This window comes from Streptomyces sp. NBC_00454 (assembly GCF_041434015.1).
Classification (GTDB): Bacteria; Actinomycetota; Actinomycetes; order Streptomycetales; family Streptomycetaceae; genus Streptomyces.
Map to the genome: position 1 here is coordinate 1,310,065 of NZ_CP107907.1, position 20,168 is coordinate 1,330,232.

The window sequence follows — 20,168 nt, forward strand, 5'->3', positions numbered from 1 at the left end:
CTTCGCCGATTACCAGCCGTATCGGGTGAGACCCTCTTCCAGGGTTTCCACGATCTTCTGCCCCGTCAGATATGAATCGGGGGTGGAACGGCCGGTTACGAACGGGAAGTCGACGATCACCGAGAGCGGGTGGCCGAAATTCCCGTGGTAGGCCCCGCGCGGCCCGGTCGCATCGCGCAGGATGTACTCCAGCGGGTAGGGCGGCGGACCCATGTTGAAGTCGGTACCGAGGAATCCGGTGCCGTCCTTGTAGTCGTACTCCTTGCAGTGGCCGGTCACGTGCTTGCCCCAGATGATGCTGCGGCGGTCGCCCCAGTCGCGGGCGAAGGCCAGGCAGGCGACCCCGTAGCACTCGGCCGCGACGACCTTGCCGGCGTTCTTGAACGCCAGGATCAGGGCGTGCACGCGCTCGTTGTTGGCGAGGTCGGCGATGGGTCCGCTTCCCCCGACGATGAGGATCGCGTCGTAACCGGCGATGTCGGCCTGGAGCTTGTCCAGATCGCGGTGGTACTGCTCCAGCTTGCGCAGATATCCCTCGTCGCTCGTGTACGGGCGCTCGGGCGCCCACGCTTCGATGTCGAGGGGGGAGTCGAGCCGGCTCGACTGCTCGAACTCCCGGCCCAGCCGGGCGTTCTCCTCGGTGGTGACCGAGCGTCCCAGTGGAGGATCGATGTAGTTCGCGTCGAGGCTCGGCGGAAGCGCGTGCGCGCGCTTTCCGGTCGGCGTGGCGAATACGACTTCATAGCCCTGCTCGTCGAACTTCGATACGGGGCCGATCAGTTCCTCGGCCCAGTAACCGTGTTCGGAGACAATGACCAGAATCTTTCTGCTCACGGATTCCTCCAGGCGCCGCCTGTTGTCGTTGGCGTCCCCCACACTGGCCGGGTCGGGGGTTCTCGTCAAAGCGCCGGTGTGCGACTTCGTGAGGTAGTGGCCCAGGTCATGGGGGCACCTCAGGAAGTCGTCCGCCGATGTCATGAAGTAGCTTCCGGACTACCTGACTTCGGCCGAATCGCTGAACCCCTGCGGGGGCCCCGCCTTATGGTCTGGACGCGCCGTGAATCACGGGCGCACTGCAATCACGGGCGCGAAGCGCGAGAGCGCGAGAGAGGGACGGGGACGATGACGGTGGATCTGCTGTGCACACACATCGATCAGATACGTCCGGTGAAACCCGGCACCGAGGGCTGCGAGGAGTGCCTCGTCTCCGGGGACAGCTGGGTGCACCTGCGGATGTGCCTGAGCTGCGGGCACGTCGGGTGCTGCGATTCCTCGAAGAACCGTCACGCCACCCGGCACTACGGGACCACCGCGCATCCCATCGCGGCCTCCCACGAGCCCGGCGAGGACTGGGCCTGGTGCTACGCCGACAAGCTGATGCTGGACGCGGCGTGAACGCGGCCCCGGAGAACGCCACCGCGGCCACCGCGGCCACCGCGGCTCCGGCCGCGGGGGCCGCGGCCACCGCCGAGCGCGCGGAGAACCGCAAGCCCGTCATCCTGGCCGTGGACGACGACCCGCAGGTGCTGCGCGCCGTCCGCCGGGACCTGCGCAGCGCCTACGGCGACCGCTACCGGGTCCTCGGCGCCTCCTCGGCCGCCGACGCCCTCAAGATCCTGGACTCCCTCGACGAACGCGGCCACGACCCGGCGCTCTTCCTCGTGGACCAGCGGATGCCCGACGTCACGGGCGTCGAGTTCCTACTCGAAGCCGTCTCCCGCTTCCCGGACGCCCGCCGGGTCCTGCTGACGGCCTACGCCGAGACGGACGCGGCCATCACCGCCATCAACCGGGTCCGCCTGGACTACTACCTGCTCAAGCCGTGGGACCCGCCCCACGAGCGGCTCTTCCCCGTCCTGGACGACCTCCTGTCGGACTGGCTGGCCACCTACCGCCCCGCGTACGACGGGATCATCGTCGCGGGCCACCTGGTCTCCCCCGGCACCCACGCCGTCCGGGACTTCTTCACCCGCAACGGCCAGCCGTTCCGCTTCCTCAACGTCGAACGGGACCCGGAGGCGCTCACCGTGATCGCCGCCGCCCAGGCCGGCGCGGCGCTCCCGCTGGTCCGCTTCCCCGACGGCTCGGTGCTCTCCGCGCCGAGCGACACCCAGCTCGCCCAGCGCCTGGGCCTGGCCACCACCGCCTCCCGCCCGCACTACGAGTGCGTGATCGTCGGGGCGGGCCCGGCGGGCCTCGCGGCCGGCGTCTACTCGGCGTCCGAGGGCCTGTCCACCCTGATGCTGGACTCCCGCGCCCCGGGCGGCCAGGCCGGCACCTCCAGCCTGATCGAGAACTACCTCGGCTTCCCCTCCGGCCTCTCCGGCGGCGACCTGACCCGCCGCGCCACCATCCAGGCGGCCCGGTTCGGCGCCGAGATCCTGCACCCGGTGGAGGTGGTCTCGCTGACCCGGGACGACCCGGCGAAAATCCTGACCCTGGCGGACGGTACGGAGATCAGCGCCGAGACGGTGCTCCTGGCGACCGGGGTCTCGTACAACCGGCTGGACGCCCCCGGCGCGGACCGCTTCGAGGGCGCCGGGCTGTACTACGGGGCGGCGACCACCGAGAGCTCTGCGTGCATCTCGCAGCACGTGTTCATCGTGGGCGGCGCCAACTCGGCCGGCCAGGCGGCGGTGCACTTCGCGAAGTACGCGGCCCGGGTGACGATCCTGGTGCGCGCCGGGTCCCTGGACGCGAGCATGTCCCGGTACCTCATCGACGAGATCGAGCGCACCCCGAACATCGAGGTGAAGGTCCGCACCACGGTCGTGCGCCTCGACGGCGAGGACCACCTCGAACGCCTGACCCTCCACGACGCGGACACCGGCGAGGACCGGGAGGTCCCGGCGCGCTTCATGTTCACCTTCATCGGCGCCCGCCCGCACACCGACTGGCTGGCCGGGGTGGTGGAGCGGGACGAGTTCGGCTTCGTCCTCACCGGCTCCGACCTCATCTCCAACGGCGGCGAGCTCCCGGAGGAGTGGAGCCTGGAGCGCGCCCCGTACCCCCTCGAGACGAGCGTCCCCGGGGTCTTCTCGGCGGGAGACGTACGGGCCCACTCGGTCAAGCGGGTCGCCTCGGGCGTGGGCGAGGGAGCCATGGCGGTCTCACTGATCCACCGCTACCGCTCGATGGGCTGAGAGCGAACACGGTCCCGGCACCCTTGCGATCAAGCCGGGACCGGACGCACCGTTGATTACATGATTACATCCGAGCAGAACGAACAGCTTCGCGCCTGGTTCGCCGAGCGCCTGCCGGTGGACATCTACGAGTCCCTCCTCTCGGTCACGGTGGACCGGGAGGAGATCACCGTCCTCGGCGCCATCCCCGCGGCCGAATCCGTCGCGGCCTTCCGCGAACGCACCCGCGAACAGCGCATCGAAGTGGCCCGGGAGGCGGAGGAGCTCTACCGCCGCAAGGTCGCCTGGGCCGTCCAGTCGGGCGAGGACAAGACCGTCTTCACCCACCTCGCGGTCCCGGTGATGACCCGGCTGCGCCAGTCCGAACGCCAGGTGCTCGACACCCTGGTCGCGGGCGGGGTCGCCCGCAGCCGCGCCGACGCCCTGGCCTGGTGCGTCCGCCTGGTCGGCCGCAACACCGACCCCTGGCTCACCGAGCTCCGCGAGTCCCTGGCCCGGGTCCAGCAGGTCCGCGCCGAGGGTCCGGACGTCACCGACTCCCAGAAGTCTGCGTCATAACGCGCAAAGCGCTCCGCATCCGCGCATGATCACGCCACGCTGACCGCGGTACCAGACCAGCGGCGATCAACGCCCGACCCCAGGGAGAGGCACGCACCATGACCACCACCGTCGAATACATCCGCTACCGGATCGCATTGGACGACCAGCCCGCCTTCGAGAGCGCGTACGTCAAGGCGGCCGAGGCCCTGGCGGCCTCGCCGGAGTGCATCGACTACGAACTGGCGCGCTGCGAGGAGGAGAACGACCGGGAGCACTACATCCTGCGCATCCGCTGGACCTCGGTCGACGCCCACCTCAACGGATTCCGCAAGGGCGAGCACTTCCCGGCCTTCTTCAGCGCGATCCGCCCGTACGTGACGGCCATCGAGGAAATGCAGCACTACCTCGTCACCGAGGTCGCCGGGCCCGGAAAGGCCGCCGACCCCTCATGAGCACCGCACCCGGCACCACGCCCACCATCTACGAGTGGATGGGCGGGGAAGAGGCGATGAACCGCCTCACGGACGTCTTCTACGCCCACGCCCTGCAGGACGAGATCCTGGCCCCGGTCTTCGCCGGCATGGACTCGGAGCACCCCCGGCACGTCGCGGTCTGGCTGTCGGAGGTCTTCGGCGGCCCGAAGGAGTACACCGCGGCCCACGGCGGCCACCAGCACATGGCCACCAAGCACCTGGGCCGCGCGATCACCGAAGGGCAGCGCCGCCGCTGGGTGGACCTGCTGATGGACACGGCCGACGAGGTGGGGCTGCCCACCGACCCGGAGTTCCGCGCGGTGTTCGCGTACTACATCGAGTGGGGCACCCGGATGGCCCTGATCTACTCGGGTCCCAACCCGCCCCCCGTGAACGCGGCCGACATCCCGGTCTGGTCCTGGGGGCAGACACCACCCTGGATCCCGAAGGGCTGACCGCGGTGAAACGTGTGGGGCAGGGGCTCCGCCCCTGCCCCACACGTTTCGGCGTCGGTGTTTCACCGCTTGTGCGAGCCCGGACCCGGACTCGGCTTCGGCGGACCAGGCTTCGGCCGGGGCCTGGGCTCGGGCGCCGCCAGCAGCACGGTCAGCGCGCCCTCGGTCGAGTCCCGCCAGAAGTCCACGGCCTGTTCCAGGACGTCCTCGAAGGTCGCCCAGTCCCCCGGCCTGGCCGCCGCGTACCCGCCCCACGAGGTCACGGCCAGCAGCCGCCCCGGCGCCCCCGGCAGCCAGGACAGATCGATCAGGCAGTCCGCCAGCGCGTCCCAGTTCCCGCCGAACCACTCGGGCAGGGCCAGCGCCTCGCCGCACCGCCGCATGAGCTCGGTCTTGCTCCGTACCCCGTCCAGGTCCAGCCTCAGCACCGCCCACCCCGCCTCCTCGGCGGCGGCGACGGCAGGGGCCAGGGGCTGCTGCGGGTCCAGGGTCATCGGAGAACCGCCTTGAAGGTCTTGTAGTGGTCGTCCGTGTAGAAGAACTCCCCGCCCTCACCGGTCACGATCCGCCGGGCCCCGCGATCTCGTTCACCGGGAGTCTTCACGGTGAACTCGTGGTAGTAGCCACGCTTCTTCTGGGGCAGGGCCTTCTCGAAGTTCCCGAAGACCGTGCCGTCCTGCCGGTACTGGTACGGCCCGCCCTTGTCGATCAGCGCGAGCACGTCACGGGCCTGCTGCGGCAGCGCGGCAGCGCGTACCGTCGCCATCCCCTTCGCCCATCCGGGCGCGGCGGTCGGCGCGGCGGAGCCACTCGGGACCGCTTCGGCACCGGTACTGGCACTGCTTCTACCGCTACTGGCACTCGTACTGGCGGCGGCGGTAGGCGCGGGATTCTTCCCGCTGCAGCCCACCGCACCGACCAGTGCCGCGCAGAGGAGCACAGCTCCCAGCACACGCAGCAACGATCGGGGCACGTTCCGAAAGATCATGCACCGATCGTGCCAAATATCCGATTCTCCCGCGAATCGCGAGCTGGCTTCAGAGAGCGGCCATCTTGGTGTAGGGACTCAGGATTCGTTTCCGGACCTCGGGCCCGAATTCGACGAGGACAGCGATCCCCTCCTCTACTGCGACGACACGGCCGAGGCCGTGCTCGTCGTGAGTAACCCGGTCGCCGACGCTGAAGTGCCGGAGCGGCGCTTCCACGGGGGCCTTGAACGGGCTGGACGGCAAATGGCGGCGAGGTACTGCGGACTTTGTCATTGCACCCAGTATGCGCCCAGCAGGCGGTCGAACGGTCCGCCGTTCGGATATCGATTACGGCACCATCCGCATCAGCGAACATCGCGCGTCCGCGTTTGGCCGCCATTCATCCGAACAATCGGACCAATCCGGCCGAACGTTCGTCGAGGGTCACTCGTCGGGGTCGGCCCGCTCCAGCGCGGGACGCAGACCGGGCTGCGATTCCGTCAGCAGGTAGTCCGCCACGGCGGTGTCGGTGACCAGGCTGGTCACCAGTCCCGACCGCAGCACCGCCCCGATCGCGGAGGCCTTGCGCAGCCCGCCGGCGATGGCCACGACCTCGGGGATCCTGCGCAGCCGGTCGGCCTCCACGGTGATGCAGCGCTCTCCGAGGTCCCGGCCGACCCGGCGGCCTTCCGAGTCGAACAGGTGGGCCGACATCTCGGCGGCCACCCCCAGCGAGGCGTAGTGCGCCCGCTCCTCGTCGCTCAGCATGTCGTGGACGGTCGAGATCCCCGGCTCCCAGGAACCGATGGAGACGGCGGCGACGGTGACCTTGTCGAAGTACTCGAAGGCGCGCGCGATCCCCGTCTGGTTGCGCAGGGCGGCCGCGGTGGCCGGGTCCGGCAGCAGCATCGGGGCGTAGATGGGGTGCGCGTCCCCGCCCGAGACCTGCGCGGCCCTGCGCACGGCCTCCACGGACCCGCGCTCGGCCGTCCCGGCGTCGTACACGCCGGTCAGCTGGACGACGGTGCACGGGGGCAGCCGGTGCAGGGAGGCGGCCATGTGGATGGTCGAGCGCCCCCACGCGAGGCCCAGTACATCGCCCTCGTTGACGAGCTCGCCCAGCAGATCGGCGGCCACGGCGCCCAGGTTCTCCGGGTCCGGGGCGTCCTCGGTGGCATCGGCCGGGGACTCGACCACGACCGCGTGCCGCAGCCCGTACCGGGCGCGCAGCGCGTCGGAGCGCTCCGCGTCCAGCTCGGCCGGCACCCGGATCTCGATGCGTACGAGGTCGCGCTCCAGGGCGGTCTCCAGGACCCGGGCCACCTTGAAGCGGCTCACGCCGAACTCCTCGGCGATCTGGATCTTGGACTTCCCCTCCAGGTAGAAGCGGCGCGCCATGGCCGCCGCCTGCACCAGCTCCGCGGGTCCCATCCGCAGGGCTGACCGTCCCGCCGACATTGCAGACACCGCGTTCTCCTCACTGCTGTTCACACTCTCGACTCGCCGTTCATCCTGTCAGATCCGACGGCCGTTGATCAGCCTGGACAGCTCCCGTTCACCGAGCTGTTCACCAAGCCTTGTCTCAGTGGTCGCAAGCCCAGGGCGCCGCGGCGATCGCCACGCCCGCCTGCTCACGCAGCGTGCGTACGGCAGCCGCGGGGTCCACCGCTCCGTAGACCGCGCTGCCCGCGACGAACACGTCCGCGCCGGCCTCCGCGCACCGCTCGATGGTCGAGGCCGAGACCCCGCCGTCGACCTGGAGCCACACCTCGAGGCCGTGCTTGGAGATCAGCTCGCGGGTGCGGCGGATCTTGGGCAGCATGATGTCCAGAAACGGCTGACCGCCGAAGCCGGGCTCGACGGTCATGATCAGCACCATGTCGAGCTCGGGAAGGATGTCCTCGTACTGCTCGATCGGCGTCGCGGGCTTCAGCGCCATGGACGCCCGAGCCCCCTTGGCCCGGATCTCCCGCGCGAGCCGCACCGGCGCGGCCGCGGCCTCGGCGTGGAAGGTCACGGAACCGGCGCCGGCCTCGATGTACTGGGGGGCCCACCGGTCGGGGTCCTCGATCATCAGGTGCAGGTCCAGCGGGATGTCCGTGGCACGGCTCAACGACTCCACGATCGGCATGCCGAGCGTGAGGTTCGGGACGAAGTGGTTGTCCATGACGTCGACATGCAGCCAGTCGGCCCCCTGGACGGCCTTCGCCTCCTCGGCGAGCCGGGCGAAGTCGGCGGACAAGATGCTGGGATTGATCTGAACGGCCATGCCCCAAGCGTGCCATGCCGCAGGCGGCTTCCGGCCACTACCCCGGAAGTAGGCGGGAGCGCGGGAACCGGCCGACCCCGGCGGCCCCGCCGCCCCCACCTCTCACGGCTGCTGGACGGCCTACGCCGTGCGCCTGATCAACGCCAGGTACATCGCGTCCGTCCCGTGCAGGTGCGGCCAGAGCTGTACGTCCGGGCCGTCGCCCAGCGCCGGCACCTCCTGCATGTACGGCCGCGCGTCGATCAGTTCCGCGGACACCGGGGACATGCCCGCGCCGCGCCCCTTCAGTACGTCCTCCACGACCACCCGGGTCTCCGCCAGGTGCGGCGAGCAGGTCGCGTAGCCCACGACCCCGCCCACGCGGACCGCCGACAGGGCCTCGCGCAGCAGGCCGCGCTGGAGCGGCGCGAAGCTCTCCAGGTCCTCCGGCCGGCGCCGCCACCGCGCCTCCGGGCGGCGGCGCAGCGCGCCCAGGCCGGAGCAGGGGACGTCCATCAGGACCCGGTCGAAGGAGCCCGGCAGCCACGGCGGGCGCGTTCCGTCCGCCGTGATGACCTGGTACGGGCCGGGGTTGCCGGCCAGCGCCCGCTCGACGAGCCGGGCCCGGTGCGGCTGCTTCTCGGAGGCCAGCAGGAACGCCCCGCGCTGCGCGGCCAGGGCCGCCAGCAGGGCCGCCTTGCCGCCGGGGCCCGCGCAGCCGTCGAGCCAGCGCTCGTCGCGGCCCTCGACCGGGACGGCCGCCAGGGCCATGGCCACCAGCTGGCTGCCTTCGTCCTGGACACCGGCCCGTCCCTCGCGCACGGCCTCCAGCGCACCCGGCTCGCCGCCCTCGGCCATCCGGACCGCGTACGGGGACCAGCGGCCCGGCAGCGCCGAGTCCTCGCCGACGGCCTCCAGGAGCTCCTCCTGGGTGGACCGTCCGGGGCGTGCCACCAGCGTGACCTCGGGCCGCTCGTTGTCGGCCTCCAGCAGGTCCTCGATGCCGGCCCGCCCGCCGCCCAGCGAGTCCCACAGCGCGGTCACCACCCACCTGGGATGCGAGTGGTACACCGCGAGGTGCTCCTCGGCGTCGTCCTCGTACGGCGGCGCCACCTTCTCCAGCCAGCCCTCCAGGTCGTGCGCGGCGATCTTGCGGAGCACCGCGTTCACGAACTTCGCACGCCCGTCGCCGAGCACCACCCGCGCCAGCTCCACACTCGCGGACACCGCCGCGTGCGTGGGGATGCGGGTGCCGAGCAGCTGGTGCGCGCCGAGCGAGAGCACGTCCAGGACCGGCGGGTCCACCTCGCGCAGCGGCCGGTCGATGCAGGCCTTGATGACCGCGTCGTACGTGCCCTGGCGGCGCAGCGTCCCGTAGACCAGCTCGGTGGCCAGCGCCGCGTCCCGCGCCTGGAAGGTCTCGTCCTTGCGGGCCTTCTTCAGCAGCGGCGGCAGCACGAGGTTCGCGTACGCGTCGCGCTCGTCCACCGCCCGCAGCACCTCGAAGGCCAGCATCCGGACGGGGTCCTTCTGGGGCCGGCGGTAGGGCTTGGCGGGCTTGCCGTTGGCCTTGGTGGCGGCCGGTCGGCGAGGAGGCTGTTCGCTCACGTGAAAGGTGCTCCGGAGTTACGTAACGCTATGAGGATGAGGCTTCTGGGATGAAACGAAGGAACGATTGCGCAAATCAGCCTACGTCGGACCCGCCCAGCCGCTCGCCGGGAGCGATCCGCACCCCGCGCGCCCAGTCGGCGGCCTTCATCGGCTTCTTGCCCTGCGGCTGCACCCACAGCAGTTCCACGGCGTGCGAGCCGGTGCCGACGTGGACGTTGTTCTTGCCCACGCCCATGTCCCCCGGCTTCAGGTCCGTCCGGTCCGTGACCAGGCCGACCGAGATCAGCTTGAGCCGCTCCCCGCGGAAGACCGTCCACGCGCCCGGCGCCGGGGTGCAGCCGCGCACCAGCCGGTCGACGCGCATCGCGGGCGCCGTCCACTCCACCCGGGCGTCCTCGACGGTGATCTTCGGCGCGAGGGAGATCCCGTCGGCGGGCTGCTCCACGGCCCGCAGGGTGCCGTCCTCGATGCCGTCCATGGTGGCGACCAGCAGCCCGGAGCCCGCGAACGCGAGGCGGGTCAGGAGGTCACCGCTGGTGTCCGTGGGCCGGATCTCCTCGGTGAGGATCCCGAAGACGGGGCCGGTGTCCAGCCCCTCCTCGATCCGGAAGGTGGAGGCACCGGTGACCTGGTCCCCCGCCATGATCGACTGCTGGACCGGCGCGGCACCGCGCCAGGCGGGCAGCAGGGAGAAGTGCAGGTTGACCCAGCCGTGCTTCGGGATGTCCAGGGCGCTCTTGGGGATCAGCGCGCCGTAGGCGACGACCGGGCAGCAGTCGGGCCCGATCTCCCTCAACCGGGCCTGGAAGTCCGGGTCGCGCGGCCGGGCGGGCTTGAGCACCTCGATGCCGGCTTCCTCGGCGCGCTCGGCGACGGGGCTGGCGACGAGGCGGCGGCCGCGGCCAGCCGGTGCGTCGGGCCGGGTGACGACGGCGGCGACCTCGTGTCGCCCGGAGGCGATCAAGGCGTCCAGGGCGGGCACGGCGACCTCGGGGGTGCCTGCGAAGACGAGCTTCACTGGGGTCTACCTCGCTATCTCGGCTGTCAGCAGCGCACCAGTCTATGGTCTGCGCGCCCACCGTCCCACCTGCGCGGCGCCCCCGCTCACGGGGCCCCGCGAGGGGGCGTACGCACACACGCGCGCTCCTCGCATATGCCGACACGCCCCCATAGCGTGACCTGGCCGCCGGGTAGCGCGTTGGTCAAGAGAGATTGACCGAAACGGGCCGCGAAACAGAACGGTGTCTGCGGCCCGATCCGCTCTTCAGCACCGGTTCGAGAGGCTTCTTCATGGCCGACCACGCCACCCACGACGCCCAAGCACGGGCCAGCTTGCACCTCCTGGTGCGGGACATCGAGCGGGTTCGCCGGCAGGTGGATGCTCTGCGTACCCTCACCGCCCAGCTCGGCAACGTGTACCGCCCGCGCCGCTCGGGCCCCTCCACGGGCTTCGTCGTCTACGGCCGCGCGCCCGCGCCCACCGTCCGCCTCGCACAGGAACTGCGGGACAGCGTCGAGACGCTGGTCACCGCCGCGGTGGACTTCGACCGCTCGCTCGGCTTCTCGTGGGACGCGGTGGGCTCGGCGCTCGGCGTCACCAAGCAGGCCGTGCACCGGCGCTACGGTGCCCGGCGGGCGCAGAGCGCGGAGCCCGTCGAGCGCGAGCGCGAGCCCCTGGCCGAGGGCACGACGACCCGCACCCTGGGCCCGCTGCCCACGATCCCGGCGGCCCGCTCGGTCCCGCCGCAGCCGGCGCGCGAGGACGCTACCGCGTCCGCCCGCACCGGAGCCTTCCCGGGCCCCCGCAACGGCTGACCTCCCGGCCCCCGCGCCGCCGGGACGCCGACCCCCGACGGCCACCGCCCCCGGCGGAGCGACCCACCCGGTCGCCCGCCGGGGGCGTTCGTCGTCCGCCTGCACCTGAAAGCCGGCAATTTCAGCCCCGCCGGCGTTTGAGGCGCGGGGTCTGGGGCGGAGCCCCAGGGGTCCGGGCAGAGCCCGGGGAACGGTGGAAGGGCGGGTAGGGGACACGCCCCGCAGGGCCCACCCACCCCGCCAGGCCCGCCAGGCGGCCCGGCCTACCCGATGTCCAGCGGGTCGATCCGGATCCGGACCGCCTCCGAGGCAGGGGCCCCCCGGGCCAGCCGCGCGGCCTGCGCCGATTTCAGCGCCGCCGCCAAAGCCGCGCCGCTACCCGGCGGCACCCGCACCAGCGCCCGCTCCCCCGCCACGGCCTCCCCCCGCCGACCCGGCAGCGGCACGGGCCCCAGCACCTCCGCATCCGGCGGCAACACGGCCCCCGCCAGAAAGGCTTCGACGGCCTCCGCGCTGCCCGCCGCCACCGCCGCCATCCGCGAGACCGGCGGGAAGCCCAGCTGGGCCCGCTCCGCGAGCTCCCGCACCGCGTGTCCGACGGGGTCCCACCGCACGAGCGCCTGGACCGGCCGCAGCGTCGGCTCGGCGACCACCACGACCTGCCCGTCCCCCCGTACCAGCGAGGCCGCGGCGATCCAGCGCCGCAGCGCCTCCTCGCTCGCCCGCAGGTCGGGCCGGGTGAGCATGGCCCAGCCGTCCAGCAGCAGCGCCGCCGCGTACCCGGCGCCCGCGGCGACCGGTTCGGCGCCGGGCGTGCACACCACCAGCGCGGGCCGGTCCGGGACCTCGTCGAGGATGTGGTCGCGCCCGGAGGTCCGTACGGGCACGGCCGGGAAGGCCCGCCCCAGTTCCTCGGCGGTGCGCCGGGCGCCGACCACCTGGGCCCGCAGCCGGAACGAACCGCACTCCTCGCAGTGCCAGGAGGTCTCCTGCCGCCCGCACCAGCCGCAGTGCAGGTCCCGCTCGTCGGGGGCCTCCAGAGGGCCCGCGCACACCGTGCAGCGGGCCGGGGTGCGGCACCGCTCGCAGGCCAGCCGGGGCACGTAGCCGCGCCGGGGCACCTGGACCAGCACGGGCCCCGTCTTGAGGCCCTCCCGTACGGTCTCCCACGCCAGGCTCGGCAGCCGCGCGGCCCGCGCCGCCCCGTCCCGGGCCAGGAGTTCGTCGCCGACGGTGCGGATGCGGGGCGCGTACGTGCGTACGGTCTCGCGGTCGGCCACCAGCGGCCGGGCCCAGCCGGACTCGACGAGCTGGGCGGCCTCCACGGTGCAGCTGGTGCTGCCCACGAGGAAGGCGCAGCCGTCGGTGACCGCGCGCAGCTCCAGTACCTCCCGCACGTGCGGGAAGGGGGCGTGGTCGTCGCTGTGGCTGGAGTCCCCGTCGTCCCAGACGGCGACGAGCCCGAGGTCGCGGACGGGCGCGAACATGGCGGCCCGGGTGCCGACGACGGCCCGCACCGAGCCCCGGCTGACGGCGAGCCACTGGCGGTAGCGCTTCTCGGGCCCCGACTCGGCGGTCAGCAGCGCGTGCCGTCCCTCGCCGAGGAGGGCGGTCAGGGCGGCGTCGACCCGGGCGGCGGTGCGCCCGTCGGGGACCACGGCGAGGGCGCCGCGGCCGGAGGCGAGGGTGGCGGCCATGGCGCGGGCCAGCTCGTCGGCCCAGCCGGGGCCGGGCAGGGCGGTCCACACGGCGCGCGGGGCGGAGCCGGCGGCCAGGGCCCGCAGGAAGCCGGGGCCGGCCCCGTACCGCTCCCAGCCGGCGGGGTCGGGCGCGGCGGGCGGGGGCAGCGGCTCGGGGGACGGCTTGGCTTCGGCGCGGGCGCTGCGCGCGGGCAGCGCGAGCTGGAGCACGTCGGCGAGGCTGCCGGCGTACCGGTCGGCGACGGCGCGGGCGAGCGCGAGCATCCGGGGGCCCAGGACGACCTCGGAGGAGACCACCTGGGCGAGGGCGGCGAGGGCACCGTTGTAGTCGGACTCGGCGCGCCGCTCGACGATGAACCCGTCGATGAGCCCGCCGCCCTCGCGGCGGCCGCCGTGCACCCGGTGGGAGCCCGCACCGAACCGGACCCGGACCCGGACGCCCGGCTGGGCGGACTCGGAGAGCTCGGCGGGCACCGCGTAGTCGAAGAGCCGGTCGAGGTGGAGCACGCCCTTGTTCACCAGGACCCGGGCGACGGGCAGCTCCTCGGCGACGGAGGCCCCGCGCCAGGTCCGCGGCTTGGCCTTGGGCGCCTTGGCCTTCGCCTCGGCGATCGTCTCCCGGATCAGCGCGAGCTGCTCCGGCGGGCCTCCCGGCCCGCTGTACCCGTCCGCGTCATTGGTGCTGCTCACATGGGCATTCTTACCAAACCCCACCGACAACGGCGGCGCCCGGCGGGAACGCGGAAGGCCCCGGACCACCACAGGGGTCCGGGGCCTTGCGTACAGCGGGTCCTACAGGTCTTGCAGGTCCTACGAGGTCTTACAGACCGGCGGCGGCGCGCAGGGCGTCGACGCGGTCGGTGCGCTCCCAGGTGAAGTCCGGCAGCTCGCGGCCGAAGTGGCCGTACGCGGCGGTCTGGGCGTAGATCGGGCGGAGCAGGTCGAGGTCGCGGATGATCGCGGCCGGACGCAGGTCGAAGACCTGGCCGATCGCGTCCTCGATCTTCTGCACGTCCACCTTGTGGGTGCCGAAGGTCTCGACGAAGAGACCGACGGGCTCGGCCTTGCCGATCGCGTAGGCGACCTGGACCTCGCAGCGCGAGGCGAGGCCCGCGGCGACGACGTTCTTGGCGACCCAGCGCATGGCGTACGCGGCGGAGCGGTCGACCTTGGACGGGTCCTTGCCCGAGAAGGCGCCGCCACCGTGACGGGCCATGCCGCCGTAGGTGTCGATGATGATCTTGCGGCCGGTCAGACCGGCGTCGCCCATCGGGCCGCCGATCTCGAAGCGCCCGGTCGGGTTGACCAGGAGGCGGTAGCCCTCGGTGTCGAGCTTGATGCCGTCCTCGACGAGCTGCGCCAGCACGTACTCCACGACGAACTCGCGGATGTCCGGGGCGAGCAGCGAGTCCAGGTCGATGTCCGCGGCGTGCTGCGAGGAGACGACGACGGTGTCGAGGCGGACGGCCTTGTCACCGTCGTACTCGATGGTGACCTGGGTCTTGCCGTCGGGGCGCAGGTACGGGATCGTCCCGTTCTTGCGGACCTCGGACAGCCGCTTGGAGAGGCGGTGCGCGATGTGGATCGGCAGCGGCATGAGCTCGGGGGTCTCGTCGCAGGCGTAGCCGAACATCAGGCCCTGGTCGCCGGCACCCTGCTTGTCGAGCTCGTCCTCGTCGCCTTCGACGCGCTTCTCGTACGCGGTGTCCACGCCCTGCGCGATGTCCGGGGACTGCGCGCCGATGGACACCGACACGCCGCAGGAGGCGCCGTCGAAGCCCTTCTTCGAGGAGTCGTAGCCGATCTCGAGGATCTTGTCGCGGACGAGCTGGGCGATCGGCGCGTACGCCTTCGTCGTCACCTCGCCGGCGATGTGGACGAGACCGGTGGTGATGAGGGTCTCCACGGCCACGCGCGAGGTCGGGTCCTCGGTGAGGAGCGCGTCGAGGATGGTGTCGCTGATCTGGTCAGCGATCTTGTCGGGGTGACCCTCGGTCACAGACTCCGAGGTGAACAGGCGACGGGACACAACGCTCCCTGGGGTTGCAGCGGCTGCTGGCTGAATCTATTGGCGGAACCACACCGGGGGCTGCGCCCGATCACGTTCCGGATGCAGTTTATCGGTCGCCACCGTACTTAGGACCACCCGTCTCGCCCTGTGGGAGGGCGGATGACCTGCGGCACTCCATTCTGACGCACGGAGGTGCCCCCGGAAAGGGCCGACGCTCAGGCGCGCCGGGGCAACAGACGCAGTGCGACTTGATCCCAAATCACCTCTGCGAGTACTTCTTTCGGACCATGGGGCACAGCCGTCTCGGTGCCGTCGGAGGCCAGGACGACCGCCTCGTTCTCCTCGGAACCGAAGGTCTTCGACTCTCCGACCTCGTTCACGACGAGCAGGTCGCAGCCCTTGCGCAGGAGCTTGGCGCGCCCGTTGGCCAGTACGTCGTCCGTCTCCGCGGCGAATCCGACGACGACCTGGCCTTCTCTGGCCCGGTCCGCGGAAACCTCGGCGAGGATGTCTGGATTGCGCACCAGGAAGACCGGTTCGGGCTCCTGCCCGTCCTTCTTCTTGATCTTCCCGCCCGCGTACTGGGACGGCCGGAAGTCGGCCACGGCCGCGGCCATCACCACGGCGTCCGCGTCGGCGGCCGCCTTGAGCACGGCCTCGCGCATCTGCAGGGCGGTCCCGACGCGTACGAGGTCCACCCCGGCCGGATCGGCCAGCGCGGCATTGGCGGAGACCAGGGTGACCCTGGCCCCGCGCGCGACGGCGGTACGGGCCAGCGCGTAGCCCTGCTTGCCGGAGGAGCGGTTGCCGAGGAACCGGACCGGGTCCAGCGGCTCGCGGGTGCCGCCCGCGCTGATCACCACGTGGCGGCCGGCCAGGTCGGGCCCGGCCGCACCGGCCGGACCGCGCCGCAGGACGCCCCGGCAGACCTCGAAGATCTCCTCGGGGTCGGGCAGCCGCCCCTTGCCGGTGTCCTTGCCGGTGAGCCGCCCGACCGCGGGCTCGATCACCACGGCGCCGCGGCGGCGCAGCGTGGCCACGTTCTCCTGGGTGGCCGGGTGCTCCCACATCTCGGTGTGCATCGCGGGTGCGAACACCACCGGACAGCGTGCGGTGAGCAGGGTGTTGGTGAGCAGGTCGTCGGCGAGCCCGTGGGCGGCCTTGGCCAGCATGTCGGCGGTGGCCGGGGCGACGACGACGAGGTCGGCGGACTGCCCGATGCGCACGTGCGGAACCTCGTGGACGGATTCCCAGACCTCGGTGGAGGCCGGGTTCCCGGAGAGGGCGGCCCAGGTGGCCTCGCCGATGAAGTTCAGCGACGCCGCCGTCGGCACCACGCGGACGTCGTGCCCCGACTCGGTCAGCCGGCGCAGCAGCTCGCAGGCCTTGTAGGCGGCGATCCCGCCACTGACTCCGAGTACGACCTTCGGCTTACCCGCCACCACACACGCCCCTTCGGCTGATCCCCGTACGTATACCCATGACACCTACGACACCTATGACACACCACAGGCCCGGCAGATGGTCTGCCGGGCCTGTGGTGAAAGGAAAACGTGCTTACTGAGCCGGGGCCTCGATGGCCTCGGCGGTCAGCAGACCCGCGTTGATCTCGCGCAGCGCGATCGAAAGCGGCTTCTCGTGGACGTGGGTGTCCACCAGCGGGCCGACGTACTCAAGCAGGCCCTCGCCGAGCTGAGAGTAGTACGCGTTGATCTGACGGGCACGCTTGGCCGCGTAGATCACGAGGCTGTACTTCGAGTCCGTGGCCTCGAGCAGCTCGTCGATCGGCGGGTTGATGATGCCCTCGGGCGCAGTAATGGAAGAGGACACGCTCTACCTTCCGAAGATGGGTGAAAATCAAGCACTGACCGATTGAACATCGATCAGCGATCAAACGACATTCATCAACGTTAGCAGCTCGCGGGCCACGTCCTCGACCGAGGTGTTGACCAGGGTGGTGTCGAACTCGGATTCGGCAGCCAGTTCGATCTTGGCGGCGGCGAGCCGGCGCTCGACCACCTCCGGCGATTCGGTGCCCCGGCCAGTGAGCCGGCGGACCAGCTCGTCCCAGCTCGGAGGAGCCAGGAAGACCAGCTGCGCCTCGGACATGGACTCGCGCACGAGCCGTGCGCCCTGGAGATCGATCTCCAGCAGGACCGGCTCGCCGTTCTCCAGGCGTTCCAGTACTGCGCCGCGCGGTGTGCCGTAGCGGTTGCCCGCGAACTCGGCCCACTCCAGCAGCTCGCCATTGGCGATCAGCTTGTCGAACTCGTCGTCGTTGACGAAGAAGTAGTGGACTCCGTGTCGCTCACCGGGCCGCGGCTTGCGGGTGGTGGCCGACACCGAGAGCCAGACCTCGGGGTGAACCTTGCGCATATGCGCGACGACCGTGCTCTTGCCGACCCCCGAAGGGCCGGAGAGCACGGTCAGCCGCGGACGAACCTCTGCTGCCATAGAGCGATTATCCAGCTTCTCGGGACTGCCTGAGAACGCCGGGAGAACTTCAGGCGACGCGTCAGCCGGCGGGGGTGCCGAACTCACGCTCCAGAGAGGCGATCTGGTTGGAACCGAGACCTCGGACACGCCGGGACTCGGAGATGCCAAGACGCTCCATGATCTGCTTGGCGCGCACCTTGCCCACGCCAGGCAGGGACTCCAGAAGTGCGGAGACCTTCATCTTGCCGATGACGTCATTCTCCTGGCCCGTCTTGATCACGTCCTGGAGGGAGGCGCCGGAGTGCTTGAGTCGATTCTTCACCTCGGCCCGCTCCCGGCGAGCCGCGGCGGCCTTTTCGAGCGCTGCTGCGCGCTGTTCAGGGGTAAGGGGCGGAAGAGCCACGCCTACGTCACCTCGGATGTCGAACTGTCGGATACGGACCGGTGGAATGCCGGAAGGCATCACACCAGGCGAGTTCCCGAACAGCGGTGGTGCTCGATCGCTGCTCGTTCACTCTGGTCGGAGACTAGCGGCCATGACCGCTCCAGTCAGCGAGAACGGACGAAAAGTCCTGGTCAGCCTCCACTGAACCGTACATCACGGACAAAATACCCCGGTTTTGTCCGGTGAAAGACGTTCGATTTTCGTCAGGCAGTGCGATGAGCCCGCCCGACGGCGTCCTCGAACGCTCCGATTCCGCGTACGGCGAGTGCCGAACGAAGGTCGTCGCGGATCCGCAGCGGCGATGACGGATCGTTGAACAGCGCCGTCCCGACCGCCACTCCGGAGGCGCCGGCGAGGACGAATTCGAGCGCGTCCCGTCCGGAGGCGATCCCGCCCATGCCGAGGATGGGTACCCGCCGTACGCCGCCGGCCAGCATCGCCCCGTGGACCTGGAACACGCAGCGCACGGCGACGGGCCGGATCGCGGGCCCGGAGAGGCCCCCGGTGACCCCCGCGAGGGCCGGGCGCATCGTCCCGGTGTCGATGGCCATCCCGAGTACGGTGTTGATCATCGAGAGCCCGTCGGCACCCGCTTCCGTACAGGCGGCCGCGATGTCCGTGATGCGGGTCACGTCGGGCGTCAGCTTGGCGTAGACGGGCAGCGCCGGATCGGCGGCCGCCCTGACCGCCTCGACCACCTCGAAGGAGGCCTCCGCGTCGCAGGCGAAGACGAGCCCGCGGGTGGCGACGTTGGGGCAGGAGATGTTGGCCTCGATGCCGACCACCCCTGGCTGCCCGGTCAGCCGGGCCGCGGCCGCCGCGAACTCCTCCGGGTGCTCCCCCGCGACCGACACCAGGACGCGGGCCCCGTGCTCGGCCAGCCAGGGCAGCTCCTGCTCGACGAACTGGTCGATGCCGGAGCCCTGGAGGCCGATGGAGTTCAGCATCCCGCTGGGGGTCTCCGCCGTACGGGGAGTGGGGCGGCCGGAGCGGACGTAGGGCATCACGGTCTTGGTGGTGATGGTGCCCAGCTCGCCTAGGGGGGTGAAACGGTGCAGCTCCCGGCCGTAGCCGGCGCAGCCGGAGGCGGTGGAGACGGGGTTCGGGAGGGTGACCTGGGCACCCAGGGGCGCCGACATGTCGACGTCCTCGGGCCGCAGCGGCTCCACCGGGGGCATCGGGGGCATGGGGGCGGGCATCTCAACCGCGCTCATCGACGGGCCTCCTTCGGGGTCATCGCACCGGCGCCCTCGAGATCGGGCGACAGGGTTCCGGCCTGCTCCCAGCGGACGGTGGCGCCGTCGAAAACGGGGCCGGATGTGCAGGAGCGAAGGAAACGGGTCACGCCGTCGGAGCCGGTGACGGGCAGGACGCAGCTCATGCAGATCCCGATCCCGCAGGCCATCACCTCCTCGACGGCGGTGTGACTGGCCGCTCCGGCGGCGGTGGCGATCTCCGTGACGGCCCGGAGCATGCCCATCGGGCCGCAGGAGTGGACCTCGGTGGCCCCGATCGCCGTGATGGCCTCGCGGAGCGGGTCCGTGACCCAACCCCGGCGCCCGGCCGAACCGTCGTCGGTGACCACGTACACGTGCTCGGCGAGGGCCTCGGCCCGCTCGACCCCGAAGAGCCGGTCCTCGGTGGCGGCGCCGAGCACGAAGGCCACCCGGCCGCCGCGGGCACGGATCTCCTCGGCGAGGCCGAACATCGGGGCGCTGCCGTAGCCGCCGGCGACCAGGACCGCGGAGACCGGGCCGACGGGGAGCGGGAAGGGCGTCCCGAGGGGGGCGATGAGGTCGACGGTGTCCCCGGTCCGGTGCGCGGCCAGCGCCCTGGTCCCCCGGCCGGCCTCGGCGAAGACGAACTCGACGGTTCCTTCGCCGGGGTCGGCGCGGTGGACGGAGAAGGCGCGGCGGAGCAGTGTGGCGGAGTCGCGGCCGCCGATGGCGAGGGCGCCGAAGTGGCCGGGGCGCACGCCGGTGACGCCGGGGGCGTCGAGGACGAGGTGGTGGTAGGCGCCGACGGGCGTGATCCGCCGGATGGTGGCGGTGGTCTGTACGGGGGGCACGCGGGGCGCTCCGTCCGGGGTAGGGGGCGTAACCCCCCGCCCCATCGTCGCCCGCGTTGCGCTGCGGCGGCACCGGTCCGAAGCCCCGACCCTGCGGGCCGTACGCCCTTGCCCTTGCCGCGGCCCGGGCTGCGGGGGTGCCGCTGCGCGGAGCTGTCCCCTACCCGCCCTTCCACCGTTCCCCGGGCTCTGCCCGGACCCGGTCCTCAAACGCCGGACGGGCTGGAAAGATCCAGCCTCGCCGGCGTTTGAGGC

Annotated in this window: 22 protein-coding genes; 6 read left to right on the plus strand and 16 right to left on the minus strand. The window is 71.7% G+C overall.

Annotated elements, in window-relative coordinates; translation table 11 throughout:
- Positions 1-9: 9 nt before the first annotated feature.
- Positions 10-834 carry a type 1 glutamine amidotransferase domain-containing protein gene (locus tag OHU74_RS06050; protein ID WP_371614949.1) on the minus strand — a complete coding sequence of 275 codons (825 nt, stop codon included), beginning with the start codon at positions 832-834 and terminating at the stop codon, positions 10-12.
- A gap of 288 nt (positions 835-1,122) precedes the next feature.
- On the opposite strand from OHU74_RS06050, the gene OHU74_RS06055 reads away from it, so the two are divergent.
- From OHU74_RS06055 to OHU74_RS06075, 5 genes are all read left to right on the plus strand, one after another.
- The gene (locus OHU74_RS06055; protein ID WP_330295383.1) at positions 1,123-1,395 is read left to right on the plus strand and encodes a UBP-type zinc finger domain-containing protein; all 273 of its coding nucleotides are present in this window, start codon (positions 1,123-1,125) and stop codon (positions 1,393-1,395) included.
- Between the two features lie 104 nt (positions 1,396-1,499).
- A complete protein-coding gene (locus tag OHU74_RS06060) occupies positions 1,500-3,143 on the plus strand; it encodes an FAD-dependent oxidoreductase (RefSeq protein ID WP_371619582.1) in 1,644 nt (547 codons plus the stop codon).
- Between the two features lie 60 nt (positions 3,144-3,203).
- Positions 3,204-3,701 (plus strand): hypothetical protein, encoded by a 498-nt coding sequence (locus tag OHU74_RS06065; protein ID WP_371614950.1) that lies wholly within the window; start codon positions 3,204-3,206, stop codon positions 3,699-3,701.
- A 98-nt stretch (positions 3,702-3,799) separates the two neighbouring features.
- Complete coding sequence (locus OHU74_RS06070) at positions 3,800-4,135, plus strand: antibiotic biosynthesis monooxygenase (protein ID WP_330295385.1); 336 nt, start codon at positions 3,800-3,802, stop codon at positions 4,133-4,135.
- Positions 4,132-4,611, plus strand: coding sequence for a group II truncated hemoglobin (locus OHU74_RS06075; protein WP_371614951.1), 480 nt, complete (start codon positions 4,132-4,134; stop codon positions 4,609-4,611). The genes OHU74_RS06070 and OHU74_RS06075 overlap by 4 nt, the downstream gene beginning before the upstream one ends.
- A gap of 62 nt (positions 4,612-4,673) precedes the next feature.
- Here the strand turns inward: OHU74_RS06075 and OHU74_RS06080 are convergent, their stop codons facing one another.
- The 7 genes from OHU74_RS06080 to fmt all read right to left on the minus strand — a co-directional run bounded on the left by OHU74_RS06080 (position 4,674) and on the right by fmt (position 10,456).
- Positions 4,674-5,105 (minus strand): barstar family protein, encoded by a 432-nt coding sequence (locus tag OHU74_RS06080; protein ID WP_371614952.1) that lies wholly within the window; start codon positions 5,103-5,105, stop codon positions 4,674-4,676.
- Positions 5,102-5,599: a ribonuclease domain-containing protein gene (locus tag OHU74_RS06085; protein WP_371614953.1), complete on the minus strand. Its 498-nt coding sequence runs from the start codon at positions 5,597-5,599 to the stop codon at positions 5,102-5,104. Before OHU74_RS06085 ends, OHU74_RS06080 begins: the two co-directional genes overlap by 4 nt.
- Before the next feature lie 49 nt (positions 5,600-5,648).
- Entirely contained in the window at positions 5,649-5,873 is a 225-nt protein-coding gene (locus tag OHU74_RS06090) for a hypothetical protein (RefSeq protein WP_112452447.1), read from the minus strand.
- A 150-nt stretch (positions 5,874-6,023) separates the two neighbouring features.
- Positions 6,024-7,037 carry a sugar-binding domain-containing protein gene (locus tag OHU74_RS06095; RefSeq protein WP_330300812.1) on the minus strand — a complete coding sequence of 338 codons (1,014 nt, stop codon included), beginning with the start codon at positions 7,035-7,037 and terminating at the stop codon, positions 6,024-6,026.
- Between the two features lie 124 nt (positions 7,038-7,161).
- A complete protein-coding gene (gene rpe, locus OHU74_RS06100) occupies positions 7,162-7,848 on the minus strand; it encodes a ribulose-phosphate 3-epimerase (RefSeq protein WP_330295389.1) in 687 nt (228 codons plus the stop codon).
- A 120-nt stretch (positions 7,849-7,968) separates the two neighbouring features.
- Positions 7,969-9,435, minus strand: coding sequence for an RsmB/NOP family class I SAM-dependent RNA methyltransferase (locus tag OHU74_RS06105; protein ID WP_371614954.1), 1,467 nt, complete (start codon positions 9,433-9,435; stop codon positions 7,969-7,971).
- A gap of 76 nt (positions 9,436-9,511) precedes the next feature.
- Complete coding sequence (gene fmt / locus OHU74_RS06110) at positions 9,512-10,456, minus strand: methionyl-tRNA formyltransferase (protein WP_371614955.1); 945 nt, start codon at positions 10,454-10,456, stop codon at positions 9,512-9,514.
- A gap of 272 nt (positions 10,457-10,728) precedes the next feature.
- Here fmt and OHU74_RS06115 point away from each other — a divergent pair, with 272 nt between their 5' ends.
- Positions 10,729-11,253, plus strand: coding sequence for a hypothetical protein (locus OHU74_RS06115; RefSeq protein ID WP_371614956.1), 525 nt, complete (start codon positions 10,729-10,731; stop codon positions 11,251-11,253).
- A 263-nt stretch (positions 11,254-11,516) separates the two neighbouring features.
- Here the strand turns inward: OHU74_RS06115 and OHU74_RS06120 are convergent, their stop codons facing one another.
- From OHU74_RS06120 to OHU74_RS06155, 8 genes are all read right to left on the minus strand, one after another.
- On the minus strand, positions 11,517-13,643 hold the full coding sequence (locus OHU74_RS06120) for a primosomal protein N' (RefSeq protein WP_371614957.1): 2,127 nt from the start codon (positions 13,641-13,643) through the stop codon (positions 11,517-11,519).
- 130 nt (positions 13,644-13,773) lie between these two features.
- Positions 13,774-14,982, minus strand: coding sequence for a methionine adenosyltransferase (gene metK, locus OHU74_RS06125; protein WP_330295394.1), 1,209 nt, complete (start codon positions 14,980-14,982; stop codon positions 13,774-13,776).
- A 197-nt stretch (positions 14,983-15,179) separates the two neighbouring features.
- Positions 15,180-16,406 carry a bifunctional phosphopantothenoylcysteine decarboxylase/phosphopantothenate--cysteine ligase CoaBC gene (gene coaBC, locus OHU74_RS06130; protein WP_330295395.1) on the minus strand — a complete coding sequence of 409 codons (1,227 nt, stop codon included), beginning with the start codon at positions 16,404-16,406 and terminating at the stop codon, positions 15,180-15,182.
- Positions 16,407-16,521: 115 nt separating this feature from the next.
- Positions 16,522-16,794 (minus strand): DNA-directed RNA polymerase subunit omega, encoded by a 273-nt coding sequence (gene rpoZ / locus OHU74_RS06135; protein WP_215032941.1) that lies wholly within the window; start codon positions 16,792-16,794, stop codon positions 16,522-16,524.
- Positions 16,795-16,854: 60 nt separating this feature from the next.
- Positions 16,855-17,418 carry a guanylate kinase gene (gene gmk, locus OHU74_RS06140; protein ID WP_371614958.1) on the minus strand — a complete coding sequence of 188 codons (564 nt, stop codon included), beginning with the start codon at positions 17,416-17,418 and terminating at the stop codon, positions 16,855-16,857.
- Between the two features lie 61 nt (positions 17,419-17,479).
- Positions 17,480-17,803 carry an integration host factor gene (locus tag OHU74_RS06145; RefSeq protein ID WP_112452485.1) on the minus strand — a complete coding sequence of 108 codons (324 nt, stop codon included), beginning with the start codon at positions 17,801-17,803 and terminating at the stop codon, positions 17,480-17,482.
- A gap of 245 nt (positions 17,804-18,048) precedes the next feature.
- Positions 18,049-19,059 carry a dihydroorotate dehydrogenase gene (locus OHU74_RS06150; protein WP_371614959.1) on the minus strand — a complete coding sequence of 337 codons (1,011 nt, stop codon included), beginning with the start codon at positions 19,057-19,059 and terminating at the stop codon, positions 18,049-18,051.
- Positions 19,056-19,913, minus strand: a complete 858-nt coding sequence (locus OHU74_RS06155) for a dihydroorotate dehydrogenase electron transfer subunit (RefSeq protein ID WP_371614960.1) — start codon at positions 19,911-19,913, stop codon at positions 19,056-19,058. Before OHU74_RS06155 ends, OHU74_RS06150 begins: the two co-directional genes overlap by 4 nt.
- Between the last annotated feature and the right edge of the window lie 255 nt (positions 19,914-20,168).

What these genes read in the sequence shown, in the direction of transcription:
- OHU74_RS06055 (WP_330295383.1), top strand. Translation starts at nt 1,123, where the DNA reads ATGACGGTGGATCTGCTGTGCACACACATCGATCAGATACGTCCGGTG.
- OHU74_RS06065 (WP_371614950.1), top strand. Translation starts at nt 3,204, where the DNA reads ATGATTACATCCGAGCAGAACGAACAGCTTCGCGCCTGGTTCGCCGAG.
- OHU74_RS06070 (WP_330295385.1), top strand. Translation starts at nt 3,800, where the DNA reads ATGACCACCACCGTCGAATACATCCGCTACCGGATCGCATTGGACGAC.
- OHU74_RS06075 (WP_371614951.1), top strand. Translation starts at nt 4,132, where the DNA reads ATGAGCACCGCACCCGGCACCACGCCCACCATCTACGAGTGGATGGGC.
- OHU74_RS06080 (WP_371614952.1), bottom strand. Translation starts at nt 5,105, where the DNA reads ATGACCCTGGACCCGCAGCAGCCCCTGGCCCCTGCCGTCGCCGCCGCC.
- OHU74_RS06085 (WP_371614953.1), bottom strand. Translation starts at nt 5,599, where the DNA reads ATGATCTTTCGGAACGTGCCCCGATCGTTGCTGCGTGTGCTGGGAGCT.
- OHU74_RS06090 (WP_112452447.1), bottom strand. Translation starts at nt 5,873, where the DNA reads ATGACAAAGTCCGCAGTACCTCGCCGCCATTTGCCGTCCAGCCCGTTC.
- OHU74_RS06095 (WP_330300812.1), bottom strand. Translation starts at nt 7,037, where the DNA reads ATGTCGGCGGGACGGTCAGCCCTGCGGATGGGACCCGCGGAGCTGGTG.
- rpe (WP_330295389.1), bottom strand. Translation starts at nt 7,848, where the DNA reads ATGGCCGTTCAGATCAATCCCAGCATCTTGTCCGCCGACTTCGCCCGG.
- OHU74_RS06115 (WP_371614956.1), top strand. Translation starts at nt 10,729, where the DNA reads ATGGCCGACCACGCCACCCACGACGCCCAAGCACGGGCCAGCTTGCAC.
- gmk (WP_371614958.1), bottom strand. Translation starts at nt 17,418, where the DNA reads ATGGCAGCAGAGGTTCGTCCGCGGCTGACCGTGCTCTCCGGCCCTTCG.
- OHU74_RS06150 (WP_371614959.1), bottom strand. Translation starts at nt 19,059, where the DNA reads ATGAGCGCGGTTGAGATGCCCGCCCCCATGCCCCCGATGCCCCCGGTG.